Origin of the sequence: Candidatus Ponderosibacter sp. Uisw_141_02 (genome assembly GCF_048087665.1) — a bacterium.
GTDB lineage: Bacteria > Pseudomonadota > Alphaproteobacteria > Puniceispirillales > Puniceispirillaceae > UBA3439.
In genome coordinates this window covers 1,117,329-1,142,961 of sequence record NZ_CP159807.1, presented here as the reverse complement: position 1 = coordinate 1,142,961, position 25,633 = coordinate 1,117,329, and the positions used below count along the sequence as shown (strand labels likewise).

The following is a 25,633-nucleotide window of genomic DNA, read 5'->3' as shown; positions in this document are numbered from 1 at the left end:
AAAAACATGGTAAAACTGCCTGAATGACCGGTAGGAGCCTTGCCAGAAATCGGGCAAATGGTTACACCATTGCAAAGCCGCTTATTGCTGGCAGAAATAAAAATTTGTGAAAAAGTGAATCTGTGATGACAAAAGCAAAGTCCGGTTTAAAAATTGCGATCGCTGGCCTTGGGGTCGTTGGATCTGAAGTTGCCCGCCAGCTCATCAATCGGCATAGTGATTTGGCGACTGCCGCAGGGCAATCGCTTGATATTGTCGCCGTTAGTGCGCGCGACCGGTCGGCTGACCGCGCCTTTTCGCTTGACGGCATTGACTGGTATGATGATGCAGCGCAGCTTGCCACACGTGACGATGTTGACATTATCGTTGAAATGATTGGCGGCAGCGAAGGTGTGGCATTGGATCTAGCCCGCGCGTCACTGTCATCAGGAAAGCATTTTGTCACGGCCAATAAAGCGATGATCGCGCATCACGGAACCGAACTGGCCACGCTTGCCGAGGCCAATAACGCGCATCTTATGTTTGAAGCGGCGGTTGCTGGCGGCATTCCGGCGGTAAAAACGCTTCGCGAAGGGCTTGCCGGAAACCAGATTAACCGCGTTGCCGGTATTTTAAACGGGACGTGCAATTATATTCTATCAACGATGGAAACCACGGGGCGCGATTTTGACGAAGTGCTGGCTGACGCGCAACGTCTTGGCTATGCCGAAGCCGAGCCAAGCTTTGATGTTGATGGCATTGATGCCGCGCATAAATTGACCATTTTGGCCGCCATTGCGTTTGGACATCAGCCTGATTTTAACGCAGTGTCGATCCAAGGTATCCGTGATGTGTCATCGGTTGATTTTGCCTATGCCAATCAATTGGGCTTTCGCATTAAGCTTGTTGGTGTTGCCGAACCCGGCTTAATGCCGCGCATGCAAACCTGTTTACTGCCCCTTAGCAGCCAGCTTGCCAAGGTCAATGGTGTTTTGAATGCTGTTGAATTTCATGGCACGCCGGTTGGCAGCGTTCTGGCCGTGGGGCCGGGGGCAGGGGGCGGTGCAACCTCATCGGCGGTTTTGTCTGATTTAATTGATATTGCCGCTGGTCGTGGCGGGCTTGCTTTTGGCAAGCCGATAAACCAGCTTGCCGATTTCAGCACGGTGAAAAATGGAGCAGGGCCAGATAAACCATTTTATGTGCGTTTGATGGTTGTTGATCAGCCGGGCGTTTTGGCGACTGTAACTGCGATTTTGCAAAAGCATGATATTTCGATTGAAGGCTTGCTGCAACAAGGACGCGCACCGGGCGATGTAGTAGCCCTTGTCATGACAACGCATGAAACCCCCGTTGCCAGCTTGAAAAAAGCTTTGGACGAGATGGAAGATTTGCCGATTGTCAAAGTCAAGCCGGTTGCCATGCCAATCTTGCTGGCAGATTTGGAGGGGTAATGGCTGAGGACGCTTTCCTTGGCATAACCCATTCGACAAGCGGCGCCCGTTGGATCGAGGCGTCAACGCAATTATCAGGGCCAAATCAGGATCGACTTGCCGCCGCCTTGATGGATGTGTTTGACGATCTACCCATTCCCTTGGCACGCATCATGGCTGGTATGGGCTTAACAACCGAAACTGCACCGCATTATATTGAGCCGAAAATCCGTGATTTATTGCCCAACCCGTCAAGATTCGTAGATCTTGACAAGGCGGCCAAGCGACTAGCCGATGCGGTTATGAGCAAAACCTCGATCGGCGTTTTTGGTGATTATGATGTTGATGGTGCGGCGGCGGCGGCGCTGCTAATTTCGACGATGCGCGATCTTGATGTGGCTTGTGATGTCCATATTCCTGACCGCTTTACCGAGGGCTATGGCCCGAATAAGTCCGCTTTGTTTGCCTTAAAGGAAAAAGGCGCACAGCTGTTGGTGACGGTCGATTGCGGTATCACAGCGCATGCGCCATTGGCGGCAGTGGCCGAAATAGGGCTTGATGTCATTGTGATCGACCATCATATCGCCGGCCCCGAATTGCCGCGAGCGCAATCGGTGGTGAACCCCAACCGGCTGGATGAAGATGGACAATATGGCTATCTTTGCGCCGCGGGTGTTGTTTTTATCGTGCTTGTTGGCATGGTTCGTGAATTGCGTGGACGCGGCCATTTTGCCGAAGGCCGCACCCCGCCTGATTTGATGGCATGTCTTGATATTGTTGCGTTGGCCACGGTTTGTGATGTGGTGCCGCTGGTTGGGTTAAACCGCGCTTTTGTCCGCCAAGGGTTAAAGGTGATGGCCGAGCGTCGTCATCCTGGGTTGACCAAGCTTGCCGATGTTGCCGGCATGAACGCAGCACCTAATGTTTATGCTTTTGGCTTTTTGCTTGGCCCACGAATCAATGCCGCTGGCCGGATTGGCGGATCTGGCCTTGGGGTGAAGCTGCTTGCATGCAATAATAGTGATGAGGCGGCTGGTCTGGCGCTTCGGCTTGATGAAATGAACCGCGAGCGCAAGCAGATTGAAGAAGGCATCCGCATTGCCGCCATTGATCGGGCTGCCGAAATAAACCATCCAGTTTTGATCATTCATGACCCATCTTGGCATGAAGGCGTGATCGGCATTGTTGCTGGCAGGGTTCGCGAACGTTTTGGCAAGCCTGCTTTGGTGATTGCCATGAATGATGGTGGCATTGGCAAAGGATCGGGGCGCAGCATCGCTGGTTTTCGGCTTGGCAACGCCATTATCGCCGCGCATCAGGCTGGAATTCTGGAAGGTGGCGGCGGGCATGATATGGCCGCAGGCTTTACCGTCAGGGCTGATAAAATTGACGAGCTACAGCATTTTCTGAATGACCGGCTGAGGGCTGATTTAAATGGGGTTATTCCGCAAACACTGCATAAAGTAAGTGGTCTGTTGAGCGTTGCTGGATGCAAACCTGATCTTGCCGACTGGCTTGACCGGCTTGGCCCGTTTGGCAGCGGCAATCCCGAGCCGCGATTTGTCATTCCCGATTGTCGAATCAAATCAGCAAAATTTGTGGGCGAGGCGGGTGCGCATTTATCCTGCCGGTTGGATGATGGCAGCGGTACCTTAAATGCAATTGCGTTTCAGGCGGGCGGTACGCCGCTTGGGCAGGCAGTAGCCGATGCACGCGACGGCCACTATTTGCATATTCTTGGTCGGGTGCGGCGCGACCGGTTTCGTGGCGGCAATGCCATGCAGTTTGAAATTGATGATGTCGCCGTTCCGCCACTGGCATTTGCGCGCTAGGCCTCGAATTTCACTCCGGTTTTGCCTGTTTTGCGGAAAAACACATATTGATGATAAAAGCGGCTTGATTTGGTCGGCGGTTTTGACTAATACAAGCGTCATTGGCTTTGCTCTTAAAGATGTCCCGTTCGTCTAGAGGCCTAGGACACCGCCCTTTCACGGCGGCAACAGGGGTTCGAATCCCCTACGGGATGCCAAAGCTTTTTCTATCATTCTGGATCATGCTTTAGATGCGCGTCATCGCGCGTCAATCAGGCTGCTATTCGTCTTGGCTTTGGCAAGGCGGGTGCTATTTGGCTGGGTTTGGTCTTGCATCGATTGGCATTTTGCGGAATCATTTGACTTAACATTGCCACTCCAACCAAGAGCCGGATGACCGATTTGTCCCAGATAAACCAGCCCCAGATAAAACAGCAATCGCCAGACTCCGCTGACGCCAAGCCAAAGCCAATCTTGCAGCCGCAATGTCCATCTTGTGGGCGGCCTGAAAATATTGTGTGGGTTCATGGTCATGGGCAATGTGCGCATTGCCGCATGAATGTAATGCCATGTTGTGACGGCGAAACCTGCGAGGCGTCATAGGCGCATTTCGCTACACAGGCGGGTTCAGCCAAACCCATCCGCGACAAACTTGCTTAGGGACGAATTGACCCTTGCCATCATTGGCAGAACCGCCTAAACAACGACCATTATTTTGATTGGGAGATCATAACCATGAATGCGAATATTGGTGTTTTACTCGTCATCGGCTTTCCACTTGCGCTTCTTGCCTGCCTTTGGGTGTTTGGCAAAGTTTCAGTGCGGCCTGAATAAGCCCTTATTTCGCCTGTGATTTCGGGCAAAGGCGCGTCATCATGATTGATCGAGCGCCTGCATGGCTGCATGAAATGCCAGAAGAACGCATTTGTGCCGGTTGCGGATATCACGCACCGGCATAAATTTTGCCATTTCCTCATTTGGGGCTTGGTCTTTTTCTTTGGCGATCCATGTGGCGAATTGCGCTGTCATTTGGCGGGCTGTGTCTTGTTTCACACCCTCAAATTGCGCCACAACCAGACCCGCACCGGCCTCGCATAATGCGCAGCCGCGAACCTTGATCCCAATATTATTGATGGCGTCGTCTTTCAGCGCAAAGGATATATCCACCCGATCACCGCAGGTCGGGTTATCACAGCTCGCTTGAAGCGGGGCGTTTATGTCCAGTTCATGCGTGCGGGATTGTTTGGCCAACTCGAGGATCTGTTTCTGATAGAGCGCATCCAAGAATATGGTTCCCGCCTGAGTGACTAAATTATCCGGCGCTTTTGATCAGCAGAAACAAACCCACGGCTGAAGCAGCATAGGCAGCGACTATTAACCAGTGAAGTGATGCATAGACATTTTCTTCTGGAACATGGGCTGGACGTTGTTTGTTTGTTGTTGAAGCCATTGGTTTATCCCCCAAATTCGTTTCAAAGCAAAATGTAACTGATGAACTCATAGCCTGAGGCCTTGTCAAAAACAAGCCATTTGCTGGCAATTTTTGGAAAAACACTCACGGCTGAAAACCAAAAAATTATGTGACTCAAAGAATATTTTTACCGAAATGGCATTGAAGCCAAGGAAAAAGCCATCTAATATTTGTCACTGGTATACACAATACAGAGTTTTTCGAATCCAAATGCATTTCCTGATTTTATTTACGACCTTGATGGCTGGCTGGTTGCTGATGTCAGGCATTTATAATGGTCTGCTGATTGGTTTTGGTATTGCCAGTTGTTTGCTTTGCACCTGGCTTAGTCTTCGCATTGGCGCGACTGATCGCGAAGGCCTGCCAACGCATCTTTTTGCGCGGTTGCCAGCCTATTTGGTTTGGCTGATTGGCGAGATCATCTCATCCAATATCGCAACAGCCAAAATCATTCTTCGTGGAACATCTGATCCTGAAATCTTTGAAGTTCCTGCCAATCAATCAACCGCGGCTGGCCTTGCCAATTATGCCAATTCGATCACCTTGACCCCGGGAACCGTCACCGTTGATATTGATGAAGCCAAAACAGGCTCAAGCCGATTTTTGGTTCACGCACTTCACCCGCAATTCGGCGATGATGTGCGAAGCGGCGAAATGGATGGACGTAATTGCGCCCTTGAAGGGGTCATATCAGGACATTTGGAGAAATCTGGCAAATGATGATGATTGTTGCAATCACCGCCTGTGCGGTTTGCCTTGTAATGGGGCTTGTCCGTACCGCACTTGGCCCAACCGCGTTTGACCGTGTTCTGGCGGTCAATGCAATTGGTACTTTGGTCATTTTGGGGATTGCACTTCATGGCTTTATTATGGAGCGCCCTGAATTTGTCGATATCGCGCTGCTTTATGCCATTTTGAACTTTATTGGCACTTTTGCTGTCCTGAAAATTTTCAGCACCGGTTCGCTTGGCGATCATTCAACGGGGGCAAAATGATGGATATGCTTGTGCTTATTCTATCTGGACTGTCAATTGCGATTGGCGTGATTGCGCTTTTGATCGGCAGCCTTGGCCTAATCAAATTGCCTGACGTCTATTGCCGGATTCATGCGGTTGGCATGATTGATACGGCTGGTGCCAGCTTCATCATCCTTGGCATGATCATTCATCAAGGGTTTAGCCTTGTCAGCTTTAAACTAGCTTTAATTGGCGTGTTTTTGTTTTTTACCAGCCCGATTGCAACCCATGCGGTGGCGCAGGTGGCGCATAAAATGGGCGTAAAGCCGGTCGGGCGGAATTTGGTTAACGCTACGCCCACGAAGACAGCAAAACCCCAGAAATCGAATGCCAAAACCGTTAAGGGAAAATCGTGATGGTTAGTCTAGTCATTGATGTTTTTCTGCTAGCTTTGCTGGTGCTGATCGCGGTGATGGTGGTTCGCACTGGACGCCTTTATGCCGTGATCGTCATGTCAGGTGCCTATTCACTGACCTCAGCGGCAATTTTCGTCAATCTGGATGCGGTTGATGTTGCTTTTACCGAGGCGGCGGTTGGCGCTGGCATTTCAACAGTGCTGTTTCTTGCCGCAATGGCCTATATTCCGGCCGACGAAAAACCAAGCCAGAATCGTAATTTTCTGGCAGGGGTTATTTGTTTTGGCGCAGGGGCGTTATTGCTTCTTGCCGTTATGGATTTGCCATCGCTTGGTGATGCTATGGCACCGGTACATCAGCATGTTGCCCCGCGCTATCTTGCCGAAAGTGGCAGTGCGCTTCACATTCCGAATGTTGTGACAACGGTTTTGGCAAGCTATCGCGGCTTTGACACGCTTGGCGAGACGATTGTTGTCTTTACCGCCGGTCTTGGGGTTTTGATGTTGCTTGCGGGTGCCACCCGAACAAAGCGTGTCAAAGCGGATAACCGCACGATGGCGGCAAAAACAGCCAGGCCCAAAGCAAACAAGCCCAAAACAGCCGAGCCAAAGTCGGCAACCAAGATAGCGAGGACAAAGGCATGAACCAAAATCCTGTCTTTCGTGTTGTGGCCAAAATCCTGTTTGCCCCAATCATCATGTTTGGCCTTTACGTCCAATTCCATGGCGATTTTGGTCCTGGTGGCGGGTTTCAGGCGGGCGTGATCATCGCCGCTGCCTTTATTTTGCATGCGCTTGTCTTTGGCTTGCAAGCTGGGCGTCAAATCATTTCGGCGCGGGTTAATCTTTGGATGATGGTGCTTGGTGTCGCAATCTATGGCGCTGTTGGCATTGTCTCGATGGCCAAGGGTGGCCTGTTTTTGGATTATACCGCGCTAACCGGATCGGTTGGTTCGGGGCAGCATATTGGCATTTTAGTTGTCGAATTTGGCGTTGGCCTGACAGTAACAAGTGTCATGCTGGCATTGTTTCATGCCTTTGCCGGTTTTGTTGAGGATCGCGACAAATGATTGAGCAACTCGCAGGCAGCTGGAACTATATCATTGTTGTCATTTTGATGATGACAGGGCTTTTCATAGTGATTGCCCGTGCGAATCTGGTGAAAAAAATGATCGGGCTGTCAATTTTCCAGACCTCGGTTTTTATCTTTTACATTTCGCTTGGCAAGATGGCAAACGGTACCGCGCCGATTCTTGATGGTAACCCCGACACGCTTTATTCAAACCCCTTGCCGCATGTTTTGATTTTGACAGCGATTGTTGTTGGGGTGGCGACAACGGCGCTTGGCTTGGCCTTGATCCTGCGGATTAACGAAGCCTTTGGCAGTGTCGAAGAAGATGAAATCATTGCCGCCAAAGCTAGCCAATCACTGGCTCGTCCGCAACGTCCGACAAGTGAGGCAGCAGAATGATGGGCACCGCTATTTTGACTAATTTACCAGCATTGCTTGTCGTGGTTCCGTTGCTTTTGGCACCATTTAGTGCGGTTTTGCCGATTGCCGGTTTGGCATGGGTTTTGGCGCTTGTTGGAACTGGCATCTCATTTCTTGCCGCGTTGATGCTTCAATCCGTGACCGAAAATGGCGTTCGCATTAGCTATCATCTTGGCAATTGGGAGCCGCCTTGGGGCATTGAATTTGTCGTTGATTCGGCATCCAGCCTTACATTGGTGGTGATGTCAGGCCTTGGGTTTCTGGCAACGCTTGCCGCACGGCGTCTTGTTGCCATTGAAATTGCCGATAAGGACAGCGGTAAATTCTATGCGGCATGGCTTCTTGTCGTTGGTGGGCTTTTTGGCCTTGTGATGACAGCTGATGCTTTCAATTTGTTTGTTTTCCTTGAAATTTCGGCCTTGGCTTCGGTCATTCTGATTGGCATGGGGGCGGGTACTGACCGGCGGGCGCTTGTTGCGGGCTATCACTATCTTGTCATTGGCGCGGTTGGCGCGACCTTTTATGTGATTGGCGTCGGGTTTATTTATGCCATCACTGGCACATTGAATATGGGCGATATGGCAAGCCGCCTGCCTGATGCCGCTGGCGGGGCCGCGCTTTATGTCGGTTTTGGCTTTATGGTTGCAGGTATGCTGGTCAAGGCAGCTATTTTCCCCGTCCATATATGGTTGCCTGCGGCCTATGGCTATGCGCCATCGGCGGTGTCAACCCTGCTGGCGGCGATTGCGACCAAAGCGGCGCTTTATGTTTTGGCGCGGATCTTTTTCACCATTTTTGCCGGAACGCCCGAAATTGTTGATATTGCCTTGTCGAATATCATCGTGCCTTTGGCGGTTGGCGGCATTTTCGTTGGCACGATCATGGCTATTTACGAAGCCGATATCAAAAAGATGTTTGCCCATTCTTCGGTGGCGCAAATTGGCTATATCGCGCTTGGGCTTGCTCTGGCGACACCAGCAGGAATCAGCGCCGGATTTATCCATATCGGCAATCATGCGCTAATCAAAGGCGGCATATTTATGGCGATTGGCGGTTTTGTCGCTGCTCTTGGCACGCGTGCCAGCCTTGAAACCATCACCGGTATCGGGCGGCGGATGCCAATAACGGCAACGGCCTTTTTGATTTGCGGCCTTAGCCTTGCTGGTTTGCCGCTGACCGCTGGTTTTATTTCAAAGTTGTATTTGGTGCGTGCCATTCTTGAGACCAATTCATATGTCATTCTGGCGCTTGTTCTGATCAGCAGCGCCTTGTCGGTTGTTTACCTTTGGAAAGTGATGGAAGTCATGTGGATGCAACCTGCACCGGCACGATCACCAAAACTGGTTGAAAACCCTGCGATCTATTTGCCGCTGTGGATGGTTGCTCTTGGCAATATCTGGTTTGGCATTGACGCTGGCTGGATTGTTGGCGCGGCGCGCCTTGCCGCCACAGCATTGTTGGGAGGCGGGGCATGATGTCACTTCATACCGCAATGCTTGTCGGGCTATTAGCGCCGCTTTTTGTCGCGATTTTAACGCCGGTTCTGGCGGTTAGGCATGTTTGGCGTGATGCTGCAGGGCCAATTGGTGGGGTCATCACCTTTATTGCCGCAGTTCATGTTGCGCTAGCGGTTCTGGATGGTGAAACGCCACGGCTGTTTGTGGCGCAGATTGCCGAAGGACTGGCGCTTGAATTCGCTGTCACACCGCTTGGTGCCATTTTCGGTTTGGTTGCGTCGGGTCTTTGGATTTTGGCAGCGCTTTACTCGGTTGGCTATATGCGCGGTAACCATGAAAAGCATCAAACGCGCTTTGCCGCCTTTTATGCGGTCGCGGTTCATGCGGCAATGGCGGTTGCATGGTCGGGCAATCTACTGGTTCTTTTTGTGTTCTACGAAATTCTGACCTTTTCCACCTATCCACTTGTAACACATAAAGAAAGCGCCCTTGCACGCAACGCAGGACGGCTTTATATGAGCATCCTTGTTGGAACGTCAGTTGTATTGTTGTTACCCGCTGTTGTGTGGGTTTGGCTTAGCACCGGAACGCTGGATTTCCGGCCGGGTGGTTATCTTGCTGGGCAGATTGATCCGGCAATGGCACCAATCCTGCTTGCGCTATTCGCCTTTGGCGTTGGCAAGGCGGCATTGATGCCGATCCATCGCTGGCTACCTGCGGCGATGGTGGCACCAACACCGGTTTCGGCCTTGCTTCACGCGGTTGCGGTTGTCAAGGCGGGGGTCTTTACGATCTTGACCGTTGTTGTTTATGTGTTTGGCATTGATTTTCTGGCTGAAACTGGGGCGGCGGATTGGCTTGTCTGGCTGTCGGCCTTTACCATTCTGGCGTCAAGCATGGTTGCCATCACCAAAGATGATATCAAGGCTCGTCTAGCCTATTCAACGATCAGCCAGCTATCCTATATTGTTTTGGGGGCGGCGATTGCGTCATCAATTGCCGTTCAGGGCGCAACTTTGCATATTGTCATGCATGCGGCGGGCAAAATCACGTTGTTTTTCTGTGCTGGTGCGATCTATGTGCAGGCGCATCTGACCAAAATTTCCGAACTTGACGGGCAGGGGCGGGAAATGCCATGGGTCTTTGTTGCATTTTTCATTGGTGCCTTGTCGATCATAGGCATTCCGCCTTTGGGGGGCAGCTGGTCGAAATTCATGCTGATGGTTGGCGCGGTTGACTCGGGCTATCTGGTCATTCTTGGCGTGCTTGGATTGTCATCCTTGTTGAATATTTATTATCTGTTAGAGCCGGTTTCGCGCGGATTTTTCCGACCCAAGGTGAAAACGGTTGAGGTGACATCGCATCCGCTGGTTGTGATTCCGCCGGTTTTAACTGCCATTTTGTCACTTCTTTTGTTCTTCTATGTCGATTTCTTCGCCGCTTTGGCCAAATTAATGGTGATTTCATGAGTACGCCATCTTCAAAATCGCCGTCAGATTTACAGCGCCTTGGTGGAAGCTTCACCAAGGCCCTGCTTGGCATTGCCATTGTTCTGTTCGGATTAGAATTTTTCATTCACCGGCATGGCGTGGTATCTGCCGAGGAAAGCTTTATGTTTCCGGCTCTGTACGGGTTTTTGGCATTTCTGTTCATTGTTCAGGTCGGCAAATGGTTGCGGCTTATGATCATGCGGAAGGAGGATTATTATGATTAGTCATATGCCTCCGGGCCTGATCATGATTCTGGCAGCGTTTCTACTGCCCGTCATCCCGCATGTTTGGCGTCAAATCTATATGCTTGGCGCGATTGCGCTGTCGGCTTATGGCCTATTCCTTGGTGCAGGAACGCATCTTGTTTGGACGGTGTTGGGGCTTGACCTGATTCTATATCAAGCTGATACGTTAAGCCTTCCCTTTGCGATTATCTTTCATTTAGCTGCGGCGCTGAATGTGATTTACAGCTGGCATGACCGCGACTGGCAACAGCATTGTGCGTCCTTATCTTATGCTGGTGCTGCGATTGCGGCGCTTCATGCTGGCGATTTGGTCAGTTTGTTCGTATGGTGGGAAGCCACTGCGGTAACGTCGGTTTTCCTTATCCTTGCCAGCGGCACTGAACGTGCGCGCCAGGCGGCAATGCGTTATTTACTGTTCCAAGTGACAAGCGGTGTGCTGCTTTTAGCTGGTGCGGCGATTTTGGCCTCTACTAGCGGCGATATCCGCTTTACCAAGATGGATCTTGGCGATGCGGCAACATGGCTAATATTTATTGCTTTTGGCATTAAGGCGGCATTCCCGTTCTTGAATGGCTGGTTGCAGGATGCCTATCCCGAAGCCACACCAACTGGAACAGTGGCTTTGTCTGCCTTTACCACCAAGCTTGCAATCTATGCACTTGCGCGCGGCTTTCCGGGAACCGATATCCTGATCTGGATTGGCGCGGCAATGACGGCCTTGCCAGTGTTCTTTGCCGTTATCGAAAATGATTTGCGGCGGGTTCTGGCCTTTAGTTTGAATAACCAGCTTGGCTTCATGGTTGTTGCCGTTGGTATTGGCACCGAATTGGCACTGAATGGTGCGGTCGCCCATGCCTTTGTTCACATCATCTATAAAGCCTTGCTGTTTATGAGCATGGGCGCGGTATTGCATCAGGTAGGCACGATAAAAGCATCCGAACTTGGTGGGCTTTACAAGAAAATGCCCTTTACCATGGTTTGTTGTATCATCGGAGCCATGTCGATTTCGGCCTTTCCGTTATTCAGCGGCTTTGTCGCCAAATCACTGACCATGTCAGCGCTTGGCGATGCAGGCATTATTTGGGCTTATTTTGTCCTGCTATTTGCCTCTGCTGGCGTGCTTGAACATTCAGGCATCAAGATTCCTTATTTTGCCTTTTTTGCGCATGACAACAAAATTGAATCTGGCGAAGCACCAATTGGTATGCGCGTGGCTATGGGCATTGCTGCCTTCTTATGTATTGGCATTGGTGTGTTTCCGTCACTGCTTTACAGCATTTTGCCCTATGCGGTTGATTACCACCCCTATGATGCGGGTCATGTGACAAGCCAGATGCAATTGCTGATCTTTGCAATGCTAGCATTCGTTGTGCTGGTGCGGTTAAAGCTATATCCACCAGAAATCCCATCAGTTGTGCTGAATTCCGATTGGTTCTATAGGCGTTTGGCACCGATGGTCGGCTTACCCTTGCTGCGTATGATTATGCTTGTCTGGTCAGGCCTCTTGCACCAAACACGCGGCTTGGTTAACGCGATCTGGGATAGGCTTGACCGGATCATGCATAGCCCGCTTGCTGGCCCTACCGTTAGTGGTCGTGCGGTTCTTGTTCAGGCCGGATTACTGACATTGCTGCTTTTGATTGCTTATGCCGCAGCAGGCTAACCAACGGCGGTTAAATCATATGTGGCGGCTGCTGGCGGCGGTGGTGGTGGTGATGTTAGCATCATTGCCGGTTGCCGCCGAAAAAGCTATCCGGTCGCCAGATTATGCGGCAACCAAAATTAAGCTTTTGCCAGCACCCGACCGCCAGCCAATCAATTTTGACGTTCGGCTTGCCAAAACGCCGGCCGAGCAAGCCTATGGGTTGATGTTCAGCCCGCCCTTGGCGGCAAGAACCGGAATGCTATTCATATTTGCCAAGGACGGGCCGCGTTCATTCTGGATGAAAAACACTCCCATCAGCCTTGATATGCTGTTTTTTGCCAGTGATGGCAGGCTTGTAAGCATAATTGCCAATACTGAACCTTTTAGTCTGACAGCCCGCAAATCGCAGAAAGCGGCGCAATATGTTCTGGAAATTGGCGGCGGCGAAGCAGCGCGACTTGGGCTTGGGCCGCAGACGCGGCTACATCTACCAGTTGGAGCGGCGGTAAATTCGGCCGGTTCGCAAGAAAAGTAAAATAAATCGTATTTTGCACAAGATGAATGCTTGAAATTCCGTAACAGGGGGGATATGACATCATCGTCGGAGTGTAGCGCAGCCTGGTAGCGCATCTGGTTTGGGACCAGAGGGCCGGGAGTTCGAATCTCTCCACTCCGACCATTTCCCCATAAACGATCGTTCTGGACGTAACCACTGTGTTTTCACGGTTGGTTCGGCTTGTCTTATTGTCGCTATGGCGCTCCCCCTGCGCCTGCAATTGATTGGCAAGTCGCTGCATCAAAACCCAATATCGCAAGAATCAGCCTTGCCAAATGCGGGTGAATATGGCTTTTGAGAAAGGCAGCATTGTTAAGACCAGCATTTGTCGTCTCAAAATAAAGAGGTGTTTGTGAGCAGCCCAAACCGAAATAATGATATTCTTGAGCTTCGAAATATTCACAAAAGTTATGATGGGCTGGCCGTTTTGCGCGGCGTCAGCCTGTCGGCAAAGCCCGGGACGGTAACCTCGATTATCGGATCATCGGGTTCTGGTAAATCGACGTGGCTTCGTTGTGCCAATCTTCTTGAAACCTTTCAAGCTGGTGACATTGTTTTTGGTGGTGAGTCATTACGCTGGCATGGCGAAGCCGAAGAAAGACGCCCCGCAGACAATGCGCAGGTAAGGGCGCTTCGCCAACGTATCGCAATGGTGTTTCAGCAATTTAACCTTTGGACACATATGACGATCCTCGATAATGTCATCGAAGCACCAGTGACCGTTCTTGGCAAAAACCGTAACCAGATGCGTGAGATCGGACGCGCATTGCTGGCCAAGGTTGGGATTGAAGATAAAGCAGATGCGTGGCCGGCAATGTTGTCAGGTGGGCAGCAGCAGCGCGCCGCCATTGCGCGGGCATTAGCCATGGAACCCGATGTGATCTTGTTGGACGAACCAACATCAGCGCTCGATCCAGAACTTGAGGCCGAAGTTGTTGAGGTGATTTTGCAGCTGGCGCGGGATGGCCGTACGATGATTATGGTGACGCATGATATGCAGCTTGTTCGTGATATTTCGGATCAAGTGATTTTTCTGCATGACGGACAAATTGAAGAACAGGGCGAGAGCGCACAATTATTTGATGCGCCGAAATCGTCAAGATTAAAGCAGTTTTTACGTTCATCTATTACAATTGCCAATAAATCTGCTAGATAGATTATTAGTGATGGTCACGTATTGCTTAATGTGGTTATCAGTTAGGCTATCAGGAAATTTAATCATTGTTGTAAAGCAATTGATTCGTTTGGGACTTTTACGGAATAAAAAACCTATTCAGGAGTATAAAAATGAAATCACTTTTAATCGCCGGATTGCTGACCGCCCTCAGCATTAATATTGCAACTGCCGATACGGTTCGTATGGGTACCGAAGGCGCTTACCCTCCTTATAATTTTATCAATGATAAAAAAGAGGTTGATGGATTTGAACGTCATCTTGGTGACGAACTTTGCAAGCGGGCAAATCTAACCTGTGTTTGGGTGGTAAATGAGTGGGACTCAATCATTCCAAACCTGTTGGCAGGCAATTATGACACCATCATTGCTGGCATGTCGATTACCGAAGAACGCGACAAGGTTATTGATTTTACCCAAGCCTATTATCCACCAGCCCCGTCTTTTTATGTTGCGCTGGATGGTGCGAATGCCAATTTGAAAAGCGGCGTGATTGCTGCGCAAACTGGCACCATTCAGGCCGGCCATATCGCCGCGACTGGGGCAACGCTTGTTGAGTTTGCAACGCCCGATGAAACCATCGCCGCCGTTCGCAATGGTGAGGCTGATGCGGTTCTTGCCGACAGCGATTATCTTGCGCCAATCATCAAGGAGTCTGGTGGCAAGCTGGTTCAGGTTGGCGAGGTTTACCTTGGCGACGGGATTGGGTTGGGCGTTCGTGAAACCGACAATGCGCTAAAAGAAAAAATGAACAAGGCCATCACATCAATGAAACAAGACGGCTCGTTGAACAAATTGCTGGTCAAATGGTTCGGTGCTGACGTCAAGACCTATTAATGGCCGCTCTATCCATCATCATGAAACCGGCCGGCAAAATTTTGTCGGCCGTTTTTTCAGTTGGGCATATTTTTGGCTGGCAACGGCCATTCATCGCCACAACACTGATCTGGTAATGCGCGGCTATGTTTCCTGTCTGCGCTGATCCATCGCTTCTTTCCGGTTTAGACTGGTTTAGCTGTTATCTGACCACGCCAAAGCATCTTGCCTTTTTCGGATCTTTTGGTTTGGTGATGCTGTTGATTGCGGTTGTTGCGCCGGTTGCGCTTGCAGTTGGGTTTGCCGGTGCGGTGGCCAGCCGGTCAGCATCGCCTTTATTATCACTTCCCGGGCGCGGCTATATCGCGCTTGCCAGAGGTGTTCCCGATATTGTGTTTTTTCTTTTCGTTCCCATTGCACTAGATCAGGGGTTTGAATATCTGCGTTACCTCATGATCTGTCCGGATCAGCCGGATGGTGTCTGGCAGGGCAATAATTTTTTGGTCTGTAGCGCCGCCAAACTGCCGCTTTCAACCGCGGCACCAATATGGCATAGCATCTATGGGTTCGGGCTTGCTGTTATTTCCTTTGGTCTTGTTTTTGGGGCATTTGCTGGCAATGTTCTGGCTGGGTCTTTCAGGGCCGTGCCGATTGCCCAAATTCAAACTGGTGCCAGTTTCGGCATGACTAAATCCCAGATTTTCCGCCGAATTCTCGTGCCGCAAATGTGGGTTTTTGCTTTGCCGGGTCTGTCTAATCTTTGGCAGATCCTGATCAAGGCAACGCCACTTTTGTTTTTATTGGGCTTGCAGGATATTGTCTATTGGGCGCGCGAACTTGGCAGCTCCAAGACTGGTATTTATGCCTATCCGCATCCGGATTGGCGGTTATATTATTTTGGGTTTCTGTTGATTTTCTATCTTGGGCTCACCGCCATCAGCGAGGTCGCCTATAAGCGGATCATGGCACGTCTAAGCCGAGGACAGGCCACACTTGCCGGTTCGGGCAAGACGGGGCTGCGGGGTGGTGTTTAACGGGATGAACGCATGTTTTGACACCATGCAGGCCTATGGGCTTCGTGCAATTGGCATCGGTGAGCGGCTATTGCCAAAGACTGATATCACTTTATGTGAACAAATGGTGCTAATCGGTTCGGGGCTGATATGGAATGTCTATTTTGGCGTTCTGGCCATAGGTTTCGGCTTTTGGTTTGCTGTCTGTTTGTCGCTTGGTCGGCAAAGCCGGTTTGCGGCTTTGCGCTTGGCTGCATCCGGATTTGTTTTCCTTTTTCGCGGCTCACCTTTGTTTATCCAGTTTTTCTTTGCCTATGAAGCCTTTGTTCTATTGCCAAAAATAGGAATAACAATCGATCTTGGTTTGGTTGTTATTGACGCCAGCACAGGCTGGTTTACAAAAGCATGGGCAGGAGCGCTTTTTGTGCTGTTTTGCAATACTGCTGCCTATTCAAGCGAGATCTTTTCAGGAGCTTTGCAATCGGTACCAAATGGACAAATCGAAGCCGCCCGTGCAAGCGGCATGACCCGCTTCCAAATATTCCGCCGTGTCATGTTTCCGAATATGCTTCGTCTTGCTTGGCCGGCTTATATGAATGAAGCCATTTTCCTGTTTCATTCGACAACATTGGTGTTTTTTTCCGGCTTTCCGGCATGGCGTCAGGAAGGTGACGCGCTTTATTACGCGTCATATTTTGCGGAAAAGACCTTTAACCCCTTTGTGCCTTATCCGATTGTTGCGGGCTATTTCATTTTGCTGACGCTGGTTATTATCAGTGTGTTCACCATTACCGGCGGCCATTTGAATCGCTCGCTCCCAAAAGAACGGCGTGTCAGGCCGCGTTTTCGGCTATTGTTGTGGCGATAGATGATGCGCCGCAAGGCAGAGGTTCTGACGGTCAAAAACTTTTAAGCGGTAGCGACCGGAACAAAAAGATAATCGGTGGCATCGCTAATGGATGTTACCTGATCCCAGCCATAATCATCATTCAAAATAAAGGCCTGATAGCCAGCATCGATAAATTGCTGAAAAATGTCACTTGCCGATCCATTGAAATTATCGGCGCGGCCTTGCACAAGCTCGATAAACCAGATTGGCTTTGTTTTGTTGATTAAATTTTGCGCGCCATTAATCACATGCTGCTCGGCGCCTTCAACATCAATTTTGACAATATCAACTTGGGGTATCGATTCGGCGGTCAAAAGATCGTCAAGACGTTTAGTTTGAACAGTCTCTACAAAGGCTGTCATTTTATCACCATCACCAATATGTGACAGCCCAACGCGCAATGCCCCTGATTTTTTAATTGGCGTTTTTAATTGAACCTCGCCGCTTTCATGGCTAAGCGCCAGTTTGCGGCAACGAACCCTGTCGAGTTTTGCAGTAACGATTTTTAGTATGGCAAAGACGTAATTTGATGGTTCGATTGCCAGAACGAGTTTTGGTGGCCTTGCCGCCGCCATGAACGCCGTGGTGAACAGCCCGACATTTGCGCCGATATCAATGATGACAGGTTGGGCCGCGTTGCTTTTTGCCATGATGGCAGCCGCTAGCCGCATCATGCGGTGGTTTCGTCTGGTTTTGGCAAGCAAACCAAGCCATCTGATTTTTTGGCCAAACGAATAGGATTTATTGAAAAGAACTGAACCGGAAATCACGAACACAAAAACCTAAAATAATTCAAAATAAATAATTAGCGATAGCTATAATACAGATTGCCCAAAGTCGAAAGGCAATTATGATTTTTTTCAACCATGCAAGGCCAGCCGCTAATTGTGAAAATTAGGCTTTTCGGGACGGCTTTTTCTACCTATAACTAGTGGCAGAGAGCCGCATCGGCAGTATTTTTTTACATTGAGGCTGTAATGACCGCAAAAATCTATAAACCCAGCAAAACGGCGATGCAGTCGGGGCGTAAAACCAAAATCAGCCGTGGATGTGAATGGGTTTTGGCCTATATGCGCAAAAGCGCTGCCAAGCCTGATCAATTGATGGGGTGGCAGTCTTCGTCAGATACGGCGCGTCAAGTAAAGATGTATTTTCCTGATCTGGAGTCGGCTGTTGCTTATGCCGAGGCCAATGACATTGATTATGTTGTTCAACAGCCGAAATCACGGCGCGTCAAGCCGCGCGCCTATGCTGATAATTTTGCCTTTACCCGCAATGGTGCCTGGACTCATTGATCGCAGGCAAAGCCTGCAGCCGTTTTCGTGACCATTATGCAAATTCGCATCTTTGACGTGATTTTGATTGGTGGCTTTAGATTGGCGCTTTGACTGGGTTAGCCTTGCGTCACGGGCAAAAGGCATCTGGACAAATCGGGTAAAAACCGGCACAACCTGTCGCATCACCAAAATGGTTCCGTAGCTCAACTGGATAGAGCAGCTGACTTCTAATCAGCAGGTTGGGGGTTCGAGTCCTCCCGGAATCGCCATTTTGTCTGTATTTGTCTATGTATACCATTGATTACAGCCTGTGTCTGTTGTTGCCGTATATGACGACAACGAGGACAAAATGGGCCTTTTGTCACCCTAAAAGTGACCAAAGAGTGACCGAAAGTGTTTCCTGTACTCGAAGGTTGATCTGATTTTTGTCTGTGTTGACCATGGTTTCTTTTAAGCAAAGATTGGGTCTTAAGCGATCAAGACTATTTGCGCATGTGCGCACGTTGCGCATGAGTTTCTATGGAAGTTCCTGTGATATGCAATATTGCGCATGAGTACAAACACTCTGCAATTCATACTAAACAATCTATATATTACATATACTTAACTATACCTCTCAAGACTCCTAAGAAAACTCATGCGCATCATGCGCAATCTTAATTGTCAGAAGCAATCACGCTCATGCGCATTGTATCCTTGAAAGGTTTTCTCAGCCTCCTTAATAACCCTAGCCTGATTACGCTGGGAATCTGAGATAAACTTGCCAACCTCACGACAGTTAGCCATCTGGAGGCACTGTGACATCTAGTCGTTTAGCAAGAATTTGGTTTTGTCTTAGGGCATCAAGAAAGTGCCTGGTCCACAATGCAAGCAGGATGCGGGGCTTGGGATAATTACTCAGCCATTTGAGCATCGAAAGACCTATTGACCCCAGACAAGGTTGACTTTTGGATATGAAATGCTTGGCGTTTGTTTTAGAGTTCTCTACTTGAGCGGTGTTATGGGGGTTATCATGAAAGCGTCAGATTTATTTATCCAAGCTCTGGAGAATGAAGGGGTAGAGTATATTTTTGGAATTCCCGGAGAAGAAAACCTGGACCTTCTGGAGTCCCTTAGAAAATCAAAACAAATCAAACTTGTCCTGACGAGGCATGAACAGGGAGCAGCTTTCATGGCGGCAACCTATGGTAGGCTTACCGGTAAGGCCGGCGTATGCCTCGCGACGCTTGGGCCCGGTGCAACAAATTTTACAACTCCTGCAGCCTATGGTTTTCTCGGGGGCTTTCCACTTGTCATGATCACGGGGCAAAAGCCCATCAAGAAGTCCAAGCAGGGCCAATTTCAGATAATCGACGTTGTTCAGTTGTTTGCGCCGATTTGCAAAATGACCAAACAAATTGTCAACGCAAACACGATCCCGTCGCTTGTCAGAGAAGCCTTTCGTGTTGCAGAAGAGGAAAAGCCCGGTCCCGTATTACTTGAGTTGCCCGAGGACATCGCAGAGGAGCCGGCGGATATGGTGGATTTGATCCCACCAGGAGAACGGCATTATGCAATCGCAGGCGCAAACATTATCCGCACTGCCGCTGAAGCAATCAAAAATGCAAAACGCCCACTGCTTTTGATCGGTGCTGGAGCAAATCGCAAGGAAGCCCGCCGCGCGATATCTGAATTTATTGTTATGATTGGGGTGCCATTCTGCAACACGCAGATGGGAAAGGGCGTCGTTGATGAGAGCTCCAGCTATTTCCTCGGGACCGCTGCTCTTTCAGATAAAGATTACCTACATGACTATATCAAGATATCTGACTTGATCGTGAACATTGGTCATGATGTTGTCGAAAAGCCGCCATTTTTTATGGAGCATGGCGGCACAAAGGTAATCCATATCAATTACAAATCGGCTCAGGTGGATCAGGTTTATTTTCCACAAATAGAGGTAGTCGGTGACATTGCCATGTCTGTTGACGCATTGGCCTCGGCCCTTGGATCAAAACTTGACATAAACCTGAGTGATTTTGAGAAAGTTAGGGACAATGTGAAAGGGAAGATCTTCCAACTTGTCGAAGAGCCAACTTTCCCGATGCGGCCACAAGAGATTGTATCAGAAATTAGGAACCTGATGGGGTATCACGATATTATTGCGCTTGATAATGGTGTTTACAAAATTTGGTTTGCAAGAAATTATTTAGCATTCCAGCCGAATACAATTCTTCTCGACAATGCCCTAGCCACGATGGGGGCGGGCTGCCATCTGCAATGCTAGCCGCCCTGATTCACCCAAACCGCAAAGTTATGTCAATTTGTGGCGACGGTGGCTTCATGATGAATAGTCAGGAGATTGAAACAGCTGTCAGGTTGAATTTGGATCTGGTCGTTCTGATACTCAACGACAACTCCTATGGAATGATTCGCTGGAAACAGGCTGGCTCAGGATTCGAGGATTGGGGTTTGGAGTATAACAATCCAGATTTCGTCAAATATGCGGAGTCCTATGGCGCGCATGGACACCGCATTACCAGCGTAACCGGGTTTATTGAGACGGTCGACAGAGCTTACAGACAAGGTGGTGTCCATCTTATAGATTTGCCAGTCGATTATTCACAAAATGTTAAAGAATTGATTACTGATCTCAAAGATCACCAATCAGTCGTGTGAGGTTTCGCGCTATGGGCCAATTAAATGTAACCAATCCTTTTGACGGCTCTCATGTGGGTGAGGTGCAACTTTCCTCCGTGAGCGACGTAGATCTGGCATTAACCATTGCCGACAAGACACACAGGGCCAACAGAAAGGGGCTTCCAAGACATGAAAGAGCCACCATTCTGAAAAGAGCAGCTGTGATCATGAAAGGCAGAACTGATGAACTTGCTTTACTTATTGCATCAGAAGGGGGAAAGCCACTTATTGATGCAAGAGTTGAGGTGGAACGGGCAATTGATGGCGTTGAAACCTGTGCTGCAGATATTGCGAACAATGCCGGCTATGAAATACCGATGGATCTGACGCCAGCCGGTGATGGAAAAATGGCTTTTACCATCAAGGAACCGATTGGTCCTGTGGTTGCCATTTCGGCCTTCAATCATCCGTTAAATCTGATTGTCCATCAGGTTGCGCCAGCTGTTGCTGCAGGAAATCCTGTCATTGTCAAGCCCGCTGATGACACTCCCCTCAGCTGTAAAATTTTTATAGACATACTGCATCAGGCAGGGCTAGCGCCAGAATGGGCACAATTAATCTGCTGCGACGTGGAAGTGGCACAAAAACTCGTTACTGATGAAAGGGTTGCATTTTTCAGCTTTATCGGCTCGGCAGCTGTTGGGTGGAAACTGCGCTCGTTGGTAGCGCCTGGAACAAGGGTTGCGCTAGAGCATGGTGGCGTTGCGCCAGTCATTGTCTGTCCGTCTGCCAAAAAAGAACTTTTCATTCCAAGCCTTGTGAAGGGAGGCTTCTATCACTCAGGGCAGGTCTGTGTATCTGTTCAACGTGTGTTTTCCTTTGGCTCTTCAGCACGGGGACTTGCTGAAAATATCGCGGATCATGCCTCAAAATTGATTGTTGGCAACGCCATTGATGCCGAAACGCAATGTGGGCCGCTGATTAGGAACAGAGAAGTCGACAGGGTAGAGGAATGGGTTAAAGAAGCTGTTGATGCGGGTGCCGAGGTTATCTGCGGTGGTAAGAGGCTTTCTGCTTCCTGCTACGCTCCCACAGTGCTGCTAAACCCGCCGGAGACCTGTCGGGTGTCAAGCCAAGAGATTTTTGGGCCTGTGATTTCCGTATATGACAAAAATAGCCTCAATGATGCAATAGAGCAGGCAAACAGCCTCCCCTTCGCGTTCCAAGCATCGGTGTTCTCAAATGATTACACTGAGATTATGGACGCTGTGAACAGGATCGACGGATCAGCCATAATGGTGAATGAACATTCGGCATTCAGGGTTGATTGGATGCCGTTTGCTGGTAGGAAGCGGTCTGGTCTTGGCGTTGGTGGGATTTCCCATACGCTTGAGGAAATGTCGCAATCAAAGATGGCCGTCTTTTCGTCTCAGTAGCGCAATCCGGCGGCGCAATAAAAACACTAAATTTAATCAATATCCTATCAACAAAGTGAGCATTTGCCTCTCGCAACCGAGGGTACCTTCACCCAAAGCACCAGACCCACGTGATTAACTCTGTTTAAACGCCGTCTGTCTGAGGTTTTTGTGACATTTGCAAGCGGTCGATCTTGTGTTTTATGAAGTTTAGACACAAACTCAACCATTAGAACCTTTTTTAAACACCTTTTAAATCGGAATAGCTTAACAATGGCAATAACACTGATCAGCTTTGCGTTCTTTTTTGGTATCGCTCTTAGCCGTGTGGGCCTACCTCCCATGGTAGGGTTCTTGTTAGCAGGCTTCGCTTATAATTTTATGGGTTTCGAAGCGCCGGATAGTTTGCAAGCCGTTGCTGACCTTGGTGTGACACTTTTACTTTTCACTATTGGCCTAAAGTTAAAAATTAAAGACTTAGCAACGGCAGAGGTTTGGGGTACCTCTGTGATCCACCTCATTTGCTCAACAGCTTTCTTCACGTTCACCATTCTCGCGGGTCAATTACTTTTTGATTTAAGCGTACTAAACCTCACGCCATTTGCAGCAATAGTTATTGCATTTGGTTTATCATTCTCAAGCACAGTATACGCCGTTAAGGTGCTTGAAGACAAAGGCGATATGGGCGCCCTATATGGAAAAATCGCAATTGGCATCTTGGTCATGCAAGACATCTTTGCAGTTTTATTCCTCGCAGTCGGTGAAGGAAAATACCCAAGTTTGTGGGCGCTAGCGGTTTTCCTTTTATTCTTACCGCCAGTTCGAAAATTGATGTTCAAACTAATTGATTATGCAGGCCACGGTGAACTTCTGGTTGTGAGTGGATTGTTTTTTGCGTTAGGTGCAGGTTACGAATTCTTCTATTCGGTTGATTTAAAAGGAGACCTTGGCGCTTTAATTTTAGGCGTATTAATCTCTAATCACCCAAAATCGAAGTCGTTGGCCAAATCATTATTCAGCTTCAAAGAGTTAATGCTAGTTGGTTTCTTTTTGTCTGTTGGCATGCAAGGGCTGCCAAATTGGACCATTTTCGCCACTGCAATGGCATTGGTTGCTTTGTTGCCAATCAAGACCCTTTTATACTTTTACATAGCCACTTGGTTTGGCCTCAGGGCAAGGACCAGCTTATTTAATGCGATAGCACTTGGCAACTATTCAGAGTTTGGCCTTATCGTTGCGGCCCTTGGAGTCTCACAGGGGTTTTTAGACGTGGACTGGTTGCTAATTTTTGCAATTGCGGTGAGCTTAAGCTTCGCCGCAGCAGCACCGTTCAGCAAATATTCAGAGCAGACTTACCAAAGGTATAAAAACCGCCTTCACAGATTCCAAAAAAGCACATTACACCCTAAAGATAAAATCCTAGATACTGGTCAGGCAAAAATCTTAATTATTGGGATGGGGCGTGTTGGAGCCGGCGCTTATAAGGTGTTGGCAGATGAGAGGCCCGGGGAGGTTTTGGGCATTGAGTTAAATGAAGACCGAGCTGAACAATTAAGGTCAGAGGGTTTGTTTGTTGAGGTAGCGGATGCAACAGACACCGATTTTTGGAATCAAGTCCATTTATCGAAGCCTGTTGAGGAAATGATCTTGTTAGCAATGCCAAATCACATGAGTAATATCTTCGCTGCTGAGCGTATCAATGCAAGTGGCCTTGATTGCAAGGTTTTTGCGGTTGCTAAACATGAGACCGAGGTGAAAGAGTTAAGCAAAATGGGAGTACCGTCATTCAACTTGTATTCTGAGGCAGGCGAAAGCTTTGGTCGAGAGGCATTGGGTACTTTGGCGCAAAAACCTTGAGCTGCGCCTTTGCTCAATTCAAAAGCAGGCTTGTGGTAGCAGCTCCCCTTTCTACTAATATATTCAGATAGGCACCAGTTTAGGGTATCAATCTGTTCTCTGAGAACTTCAGATTTGACCCAGTAAAAGGTCAAATCCATGGATTGTGTGCGTAGAAGAGGTAAGTCTTGGAATGCTCAAATGGAAATTGCTGGATAGAGAAGTGTTACCAAATCATTCAAATCAAAATCAAATGCTGAATAAATCCGTTCGGGCCATTTTGCTGATTGCGTTCGTGTCAGGGGTTACTGCCTGCAGCGGCGTTCCGCTGATCCCAGGAATATAGATAGTTTCCAGCCTTTTTATCTGAATGTCTTTTCATCGGATTATCTTTTCAGTGGATTATCCTGCGATAGGCAGGCCTTGCCATTTCATTGCCTTGCCATATGATTATGCGAATGATCTCGCTAGATGGGGTTCATGATGATCGATGAGCGCGCACCATGGCAGAGGCTTGGTTTCAAGCTTAAACTCGGCTTGCGGGCGCGATCTGAGGCGGAATGGCTGCCGTCAAATGATTTATTTGGTAATCAGGCTGCCCGTGCTGAACAGATCGCTCTAAAGACACAATTACTGGCCAAACATCACCAAGATGTGTTTTCCGCAATGCCAAATACCAATGTGGCTGGCGATGAAGTTCTGGCAATGGTTCGGCAGCATTTAATAACATATCATGATCATCACGCTCATAATGAACACCCGCATGATAATTATAGGCATGATGATCGCATGGCATCGGCAGATGCTGGCCTTCATCCGTTGGATAGGGCGGCGCGGCTGGTTCCCGAAGATTTATTGTTGCTTGCACCTTTTCCCGAATCTACGGCGGATGATGCGACAGCGGTAAAATGGCATCTTGTGGCGGCGTCGCTTTGTTTTCCGGCACATTGGGTTTTGGCCGAAAAGATCGGCAAGCCCTTGGCCGCGATTCATGAACCAGTTCCGCATTATGATGAAAGGCTGGCCGGTCCGGTTGACCGATTTTTCAATAAAATGACAATTGGCCCGATCAGTGCCCGCATGAACTGGTCTTTGCAGGTTGGTAGCGATTTATTCACCCCGCATCGCGCGCAAAGACAGGCCGCAGAAGGTGACCTTGATAATCACCAGCTATGTTTGCGTCTTGAAAACCAGACCTTGCGCAAATTGCCACAAACCGGTTTTGTACTGTTTACAATCCGAACGCATATCGAACCGGTTTCACGCTGGAAACATACCCCCAATGCGATTGATGATTTGGCGAAGATGCTCAACGACATGTCGGTCGAGTCCCAATCCTATAAAGGCGCATCGCTTTATGCTGGCGCGCTGGCAAAACCAACTTAACAGCAATGTTGGTATCGGCGCGGCTTGCGCGGTGTGCAGGGTGAAGGGCCGTGATGGCGGCATTGAACAAAACATTCTGATTAAAAATCCAAACAATCATAATGCTTTGCAATTGTTCAGGCGCTCCAAGATTAAAAGCGACCAAGGCCAAACCATAAACACGACCAACCCAAAAAATCGCGGTATCTTTACTGTTCAAGCCTTGACTTTACCCCCCTATTTGTGACCTTATTGCTATCTATATTTTATCTTTATTAGG

The 25,633-nt window shown here is 49.0% G+C and carries 25 protein-coding genes, 3 tRNA genes and 1 pseudogene; 26 read left to right on the top strand and 3 right to left on the bottom strand.

Annotated features, from left to right (window positions below; translation table 11 throughout):
* Positions 1-125: 125 nt before the first annotated feature.
* The 3 genes from ABXT40_RS05825 (at position 126) to ABXT40_RS05815 (ending at position 3,441) form a co-directional block, all read left to right on the top strand.
* Complete coding sequence (locus ABXT40_RS05825) at positions 126-1,433, top strand: homoserine dehydrogenase (protein WP_443646881.1); 1,308 nt, start codon at positions 126-128, stop codon at positions 1,431-1,433.
* Positions 1,433-3,244, top strand: coding sequence for a single-stranded-DNA-specific exonuclease RecJ (gene recJ / locus ABXT40_RS05820; protein ID WP_443646880.1), 1,812 nt, complete (start codon positions 1,433-1,435; stop codon positions 3,242-3,244). Before ABXT40_RS05825 ends, recJ begins: the two co-directional genes overlap by 1 nt.
* 121 nt (positions 3,245-3,365) lie before the next feature.
* Positions 3,366-3,441, top strand: a tRNA-Glu gene (locus ABXT40_RS05815).
* Between the two features lie 655 nt (positions 3,442-4,096).
* On the opposite strand, the gene ABXT40_RS05810 is transcribed toward ABXT40_RS05815, so the two are convergent.
* Positions 4,097-4,507 (bottom strand): iron-sulfur cluster assembly scaffold protein, encoded by a 411-nt coding sequence (locus ABXT40_RS05810; RefSeq protein WP_443646879.1) that lies wholly within the window; start codon positions 4,505-4,507, stop codon positions 4,097-4,099.
* 28 nt (positions 4,508-4,535) lie between these two features.
* Positions 4,536-4,724, bottom strand: coding sequence for a hypothetical protein (locus ABXT40_RS05805; RefSeq protein ID WP_443646878.1), 189 nt, complete (start codon positions 4,722-4,724; stop codon positions 4,536-4,538).
* A 228-nt stretch (positions 4,725-4,952) separates the two neighbouring features.
* Here ABXT40_RS05805 and ABXT40_RS05800 point away from each other — a divergent pair, with 228 nt between their 5' ends.
* From ABXT40_RS05800 to ABXT40_RS05725, 16 genes are all read left to right on the top strand, one after another.
* The gene (locus ABXT40_RS05800; protein WP_443646877.1) at positions 4,953-5,414 is read left to right on the top strand and encodes a Na+/H+ antiporter subunit E; all 462 of its coding nucleotides are present in this window, start codon (positions 4,953-4,955) and stop codon (positions 5,412-5,414) included.
* On the top strand, positions 5,411-5,689 hold the full coding sequence (locus ABXT40_RS05795) for a monovalent cation/H+ antiporter complex subunit F (protein WP_443646876.1): 279 nt from the start codon (positions 5,411-5,413) through the stop codon (positions 5,687-5,689). Before ABXT40_RS05800 ends, ABXT40_RS05795 begins: the two co-directional genes overlap by 4 nt.
* Positions 5,686-6,066 (top strand): monovalent cation/H(+) antiporter subunit G, encoded by a 381-nt coding sequence (gene mnhG, locus ABXT40_RS05790; RefSeq protein ID WP_443646875.1) that lies wholly within the window; start codon positions 5,686-5,688, stop codon positions 6,064-6,066. Before ABXT40_RS05795 ends, mnhG begins: the two co-directional genes overlap by 4 nt.
* Positions 6,066-6,710, top strand: coding sequence for a DUF4040 domain-containing protein (locus ABXT40_RS05785; protein WP_443646874.1), 645 nt, complete (start codon positions 6,066-6,068; stop codon positions 6,708-6,710). The genes mnhG and ABXT40_RS05785 overlap by 1 nt, the downstream gene beginning before the upstream one ends.
* A complete protein-coding gene (locus ABXT40_RS05780; RefSeq protein ID WP_443646873.1) occupies positions 6,707-7,135 on the top strand; it encodes a Na(+)/H(+) antiporter subunit B in 429 nt (142 codons plus the stop codon). The genes ABXT40_RS05785 and ABXT40_RS05780 overlap by 4 nt, the downstream gene beginning before the upstream one ends.
* Positions 7,132-7,536 carry a cation:proton antiporter subunit C gene (locus ABXT40_RS05775; RefSeq protein ID WP_443646872.1) on the top strand — a complete coding sequence of 135 codons (405 nt, stop codon included), beginning with the start codon at positions 7,132-7,134 and terminating at the stop codon, positions 7,534-7,536. The genes ABXT40_RS05780 and ABXT40_RS05775 overlap by 4 nt, the downstream gene beginning before the upstream one ends.
* Positions 7,533-9,032 carry a monovalent cation/H+ antiporter subunit D family protein gene (locus ABXT40_RS05770; RefSeq protein WP_443646871.1) on the top strand — a complete coding sequence of 500 codons (1,500 nt, stop codon included), beginning with the start codon at positions 7,533-7,535 and terminating at the stop codon, positions 9,030-9,032. The genes ABXT40_RS05775 and ABXT40_RS05770 overlap by 4 nt, the downstream gene beginning before the upstream one ends.
* On the top strand, positions 9,029-10,483 hold the full coding sequence (locus ABXT40_RS05765) for a proton-conducting transporter transmembrane domain-containing protein (protein WP_443646870.1): 1,455 nt from the start codon (positions 9,029-9,031) through the stop codon (positions 10,481-10,483). The genes ABXT40_RS05770 and ABXT40_RS05765 overlap by 4 nt, the downstream gene beginning before the upstream one ends.
* Positions 10,480-10,728, top strand: coding sequence for a hypothetical protein (locus tag ABXT40_RS05760; protein ID WP_443646869.1), 249 nt, complete (start codon positions 10,480-10,482; stop codon positions 10,726-10,728). The genes ABXT40_RS05765 and ABXT40_RS05760 overlap by 4 nt, the downstream gene beginning before the upstream one ends.
* Positions 10,721-12,412 (top strand): Na(+)/H(+) antiporter subunit D, encoded by a 1,692-nt coding sequence (locus ABXT40_RS05755; RefSeq protein WP_443646868.1) that lies wholly within the window; start codon positions 10,721-10,723, stop codon positions 12,410-12,412. The genes ABXT40_RS05760 and ABXT40_RS05755 overlap by 8 nt, the downstream gene beginning before the upstream one ends.
* Positions 12,413-12,431: 19 nt before the next feature.
* A complete protein-coding gene (locus tag ABXT40_RS05750; RefSeq protein WP_443646867.1) occupies positions 12,432-12,929 on the top strand; it encodes a DUF192 domain-containing protein in 498 nt (165 codons plus the stop codon).
* Between the two features lie 67 nt (positions 12,930-12,996).
* Positions 12,997-13,073, top strand: a tRNA-Pro gene (locus tag ABXT40_RS05745).
* A 202-nt stretch (positions 13,074-13,275) separates the two neighbouring features.
* Positions 13,276-14,106 carry an ATP-binding cassette domain-containing protein gene (locus ABXT40_RS05740; RefSeq protein ID WP_443646866.1) on the top strand — a complete coding sequence of 277 codons (831 nt, stop codon included), beginning with the start codon at positions 13,276-13,278 and terminating at the stop codon, positions 14,104-14,106.
* A 131-nt stretch (positions 14,107-14,237) separates the two neighbouring features.
* Positions 14,238-14,960 carry a transporter substrate-binding domain-containing protein gene (locus tag ABXT40_RS05735; protein WP_443646865.1) on the top strand — a complete coding sequence of 241 codons (723 nt, stop codon included), beginning with the start codon at positions 14,238-14,240 and terminating at the stop codon, positions 14,958-14,960.
* Positions 14,961-15,085: 125 nt separating this feature from the next.
* Positions 15,086-15,973, top strand: a complete 888-nt coding sequence (locus ABXT40_RS05730; protein ID WP_443646864.1) for an ABC transporter permease — start codon at positions 15,086-15,088, stop codon at positions 15,971-15,973.
* A gap of 4 nt (positions 15,974-15,977) precedes the next feature.
* Complete coding sequence (locus ABXT40_RS05725) at positions 15,978-16,820, top strand: ABC transporter permease subunit (RefSeq protein ID WP_443646863.1); 843 nt, start codon at positions 15,978-15,980, stop codon at positions 16,818-16,820.
* Positions 16,821-16,861: 41 nt separating this feature from the next.
* Here the strand turns inward: ABXT40_RS05725 and ABXT40_RS05720 are convergent, their stop codons facing one another.
* A complete protein-coding gene (locus ABXT40_RS05720; RefSeq protein ID WP_443646862.1) occupies positions 16,862-17,491 on the bottom strand; it encodes an FkbM family methyltransferase in 630 nt (209 codons plus the stop codon).
* A gap of 327 nt (positions 17,492-17,818) precedes the next feature.
* Here ABXT40_RS05720 and ABXT40_RS05715 point away from each other — a divergent pair, with 327 nt between their 5' ends.
* From ABXT40_RS05715 to ABXT40_RS05685, 7 genes and pseudogenes are all read left to right on the top strand, one after another.
* Entirely contained in the window at positions 17,819-18,136 is a 318-nt protein-coding gene (locus tag ABXT40_RS05715) for an ETC complex I subunit (protein WP_443646861.1), read from the top strand.
* Between the two features lie 174 nt (positions 18,137-18,310).
* A tRNA-Arg gene (locus ABXT40_RS05710) sits at positions 18,311-18,387 on the top strand.
* 743 nt (positions 18,388-19,130) lie between these two features.
* A pseudogene (locus ABXT40_RS05705) lies at positions 19,131-20,776 on the top strand (acetolactate synthase large subunit).
* 11 nt (positions 20,777-20,787) lie between these two features.
* Positions 20,788-22,173 (top strand): aldehyde dehydrogenase family protein, encoded by a 1,386-nt coding sequence (locus ABXT40_RS05700; protein ID WP_443646860.1) that lies wholly within the window; start codon positions 20,788-20,790, stop codon positions 22,171-22,173.
* A 252-nt stretch (positions 22,174-22,425) separates the two neighbouring features.
* Positions 22,426-24,009 (top strand): cation:proton antiporter domain-containing protein, encoded by a 1,584-nt coding sequence (locus tag ABXT40_RS05695; RefSeq protein ID WP_443646859.1) that lies wholly within the window; start codon positions 22,426-22,428, stop codon positions 24,007-24,009.
* A 450-nt stretch (positions 24,010-24,459) separates the two neighbouring features.
* Complete coding sequence (locus tag ABXT40_RS05690; protein WP_443646858.1) at positions 24,460-25,374, top strand: heme-dependent oxidative N-demethylase family protein; 915 nt, start codon at positions 24,460-24,462, stop codon at positions 25,372-25,374.
* On the top strand, positions 25,346-25,600 hold the full coding sequence (locus tag ABXT40_RS05685) for a hypothetical protein (RefSeq protein WP_443646857.1): 255 nt from the start codon (positions 25,346-25,348) through the stop codon (positions 25,598-25,600). The genes ABXT40_RS05690 and ABXT40_RS05685 overlap by 29 nt, the downstream gene beginning before the upstream one ends.
* Positions 25,601-25,633 lie beyond the last annotated feature (33 nt).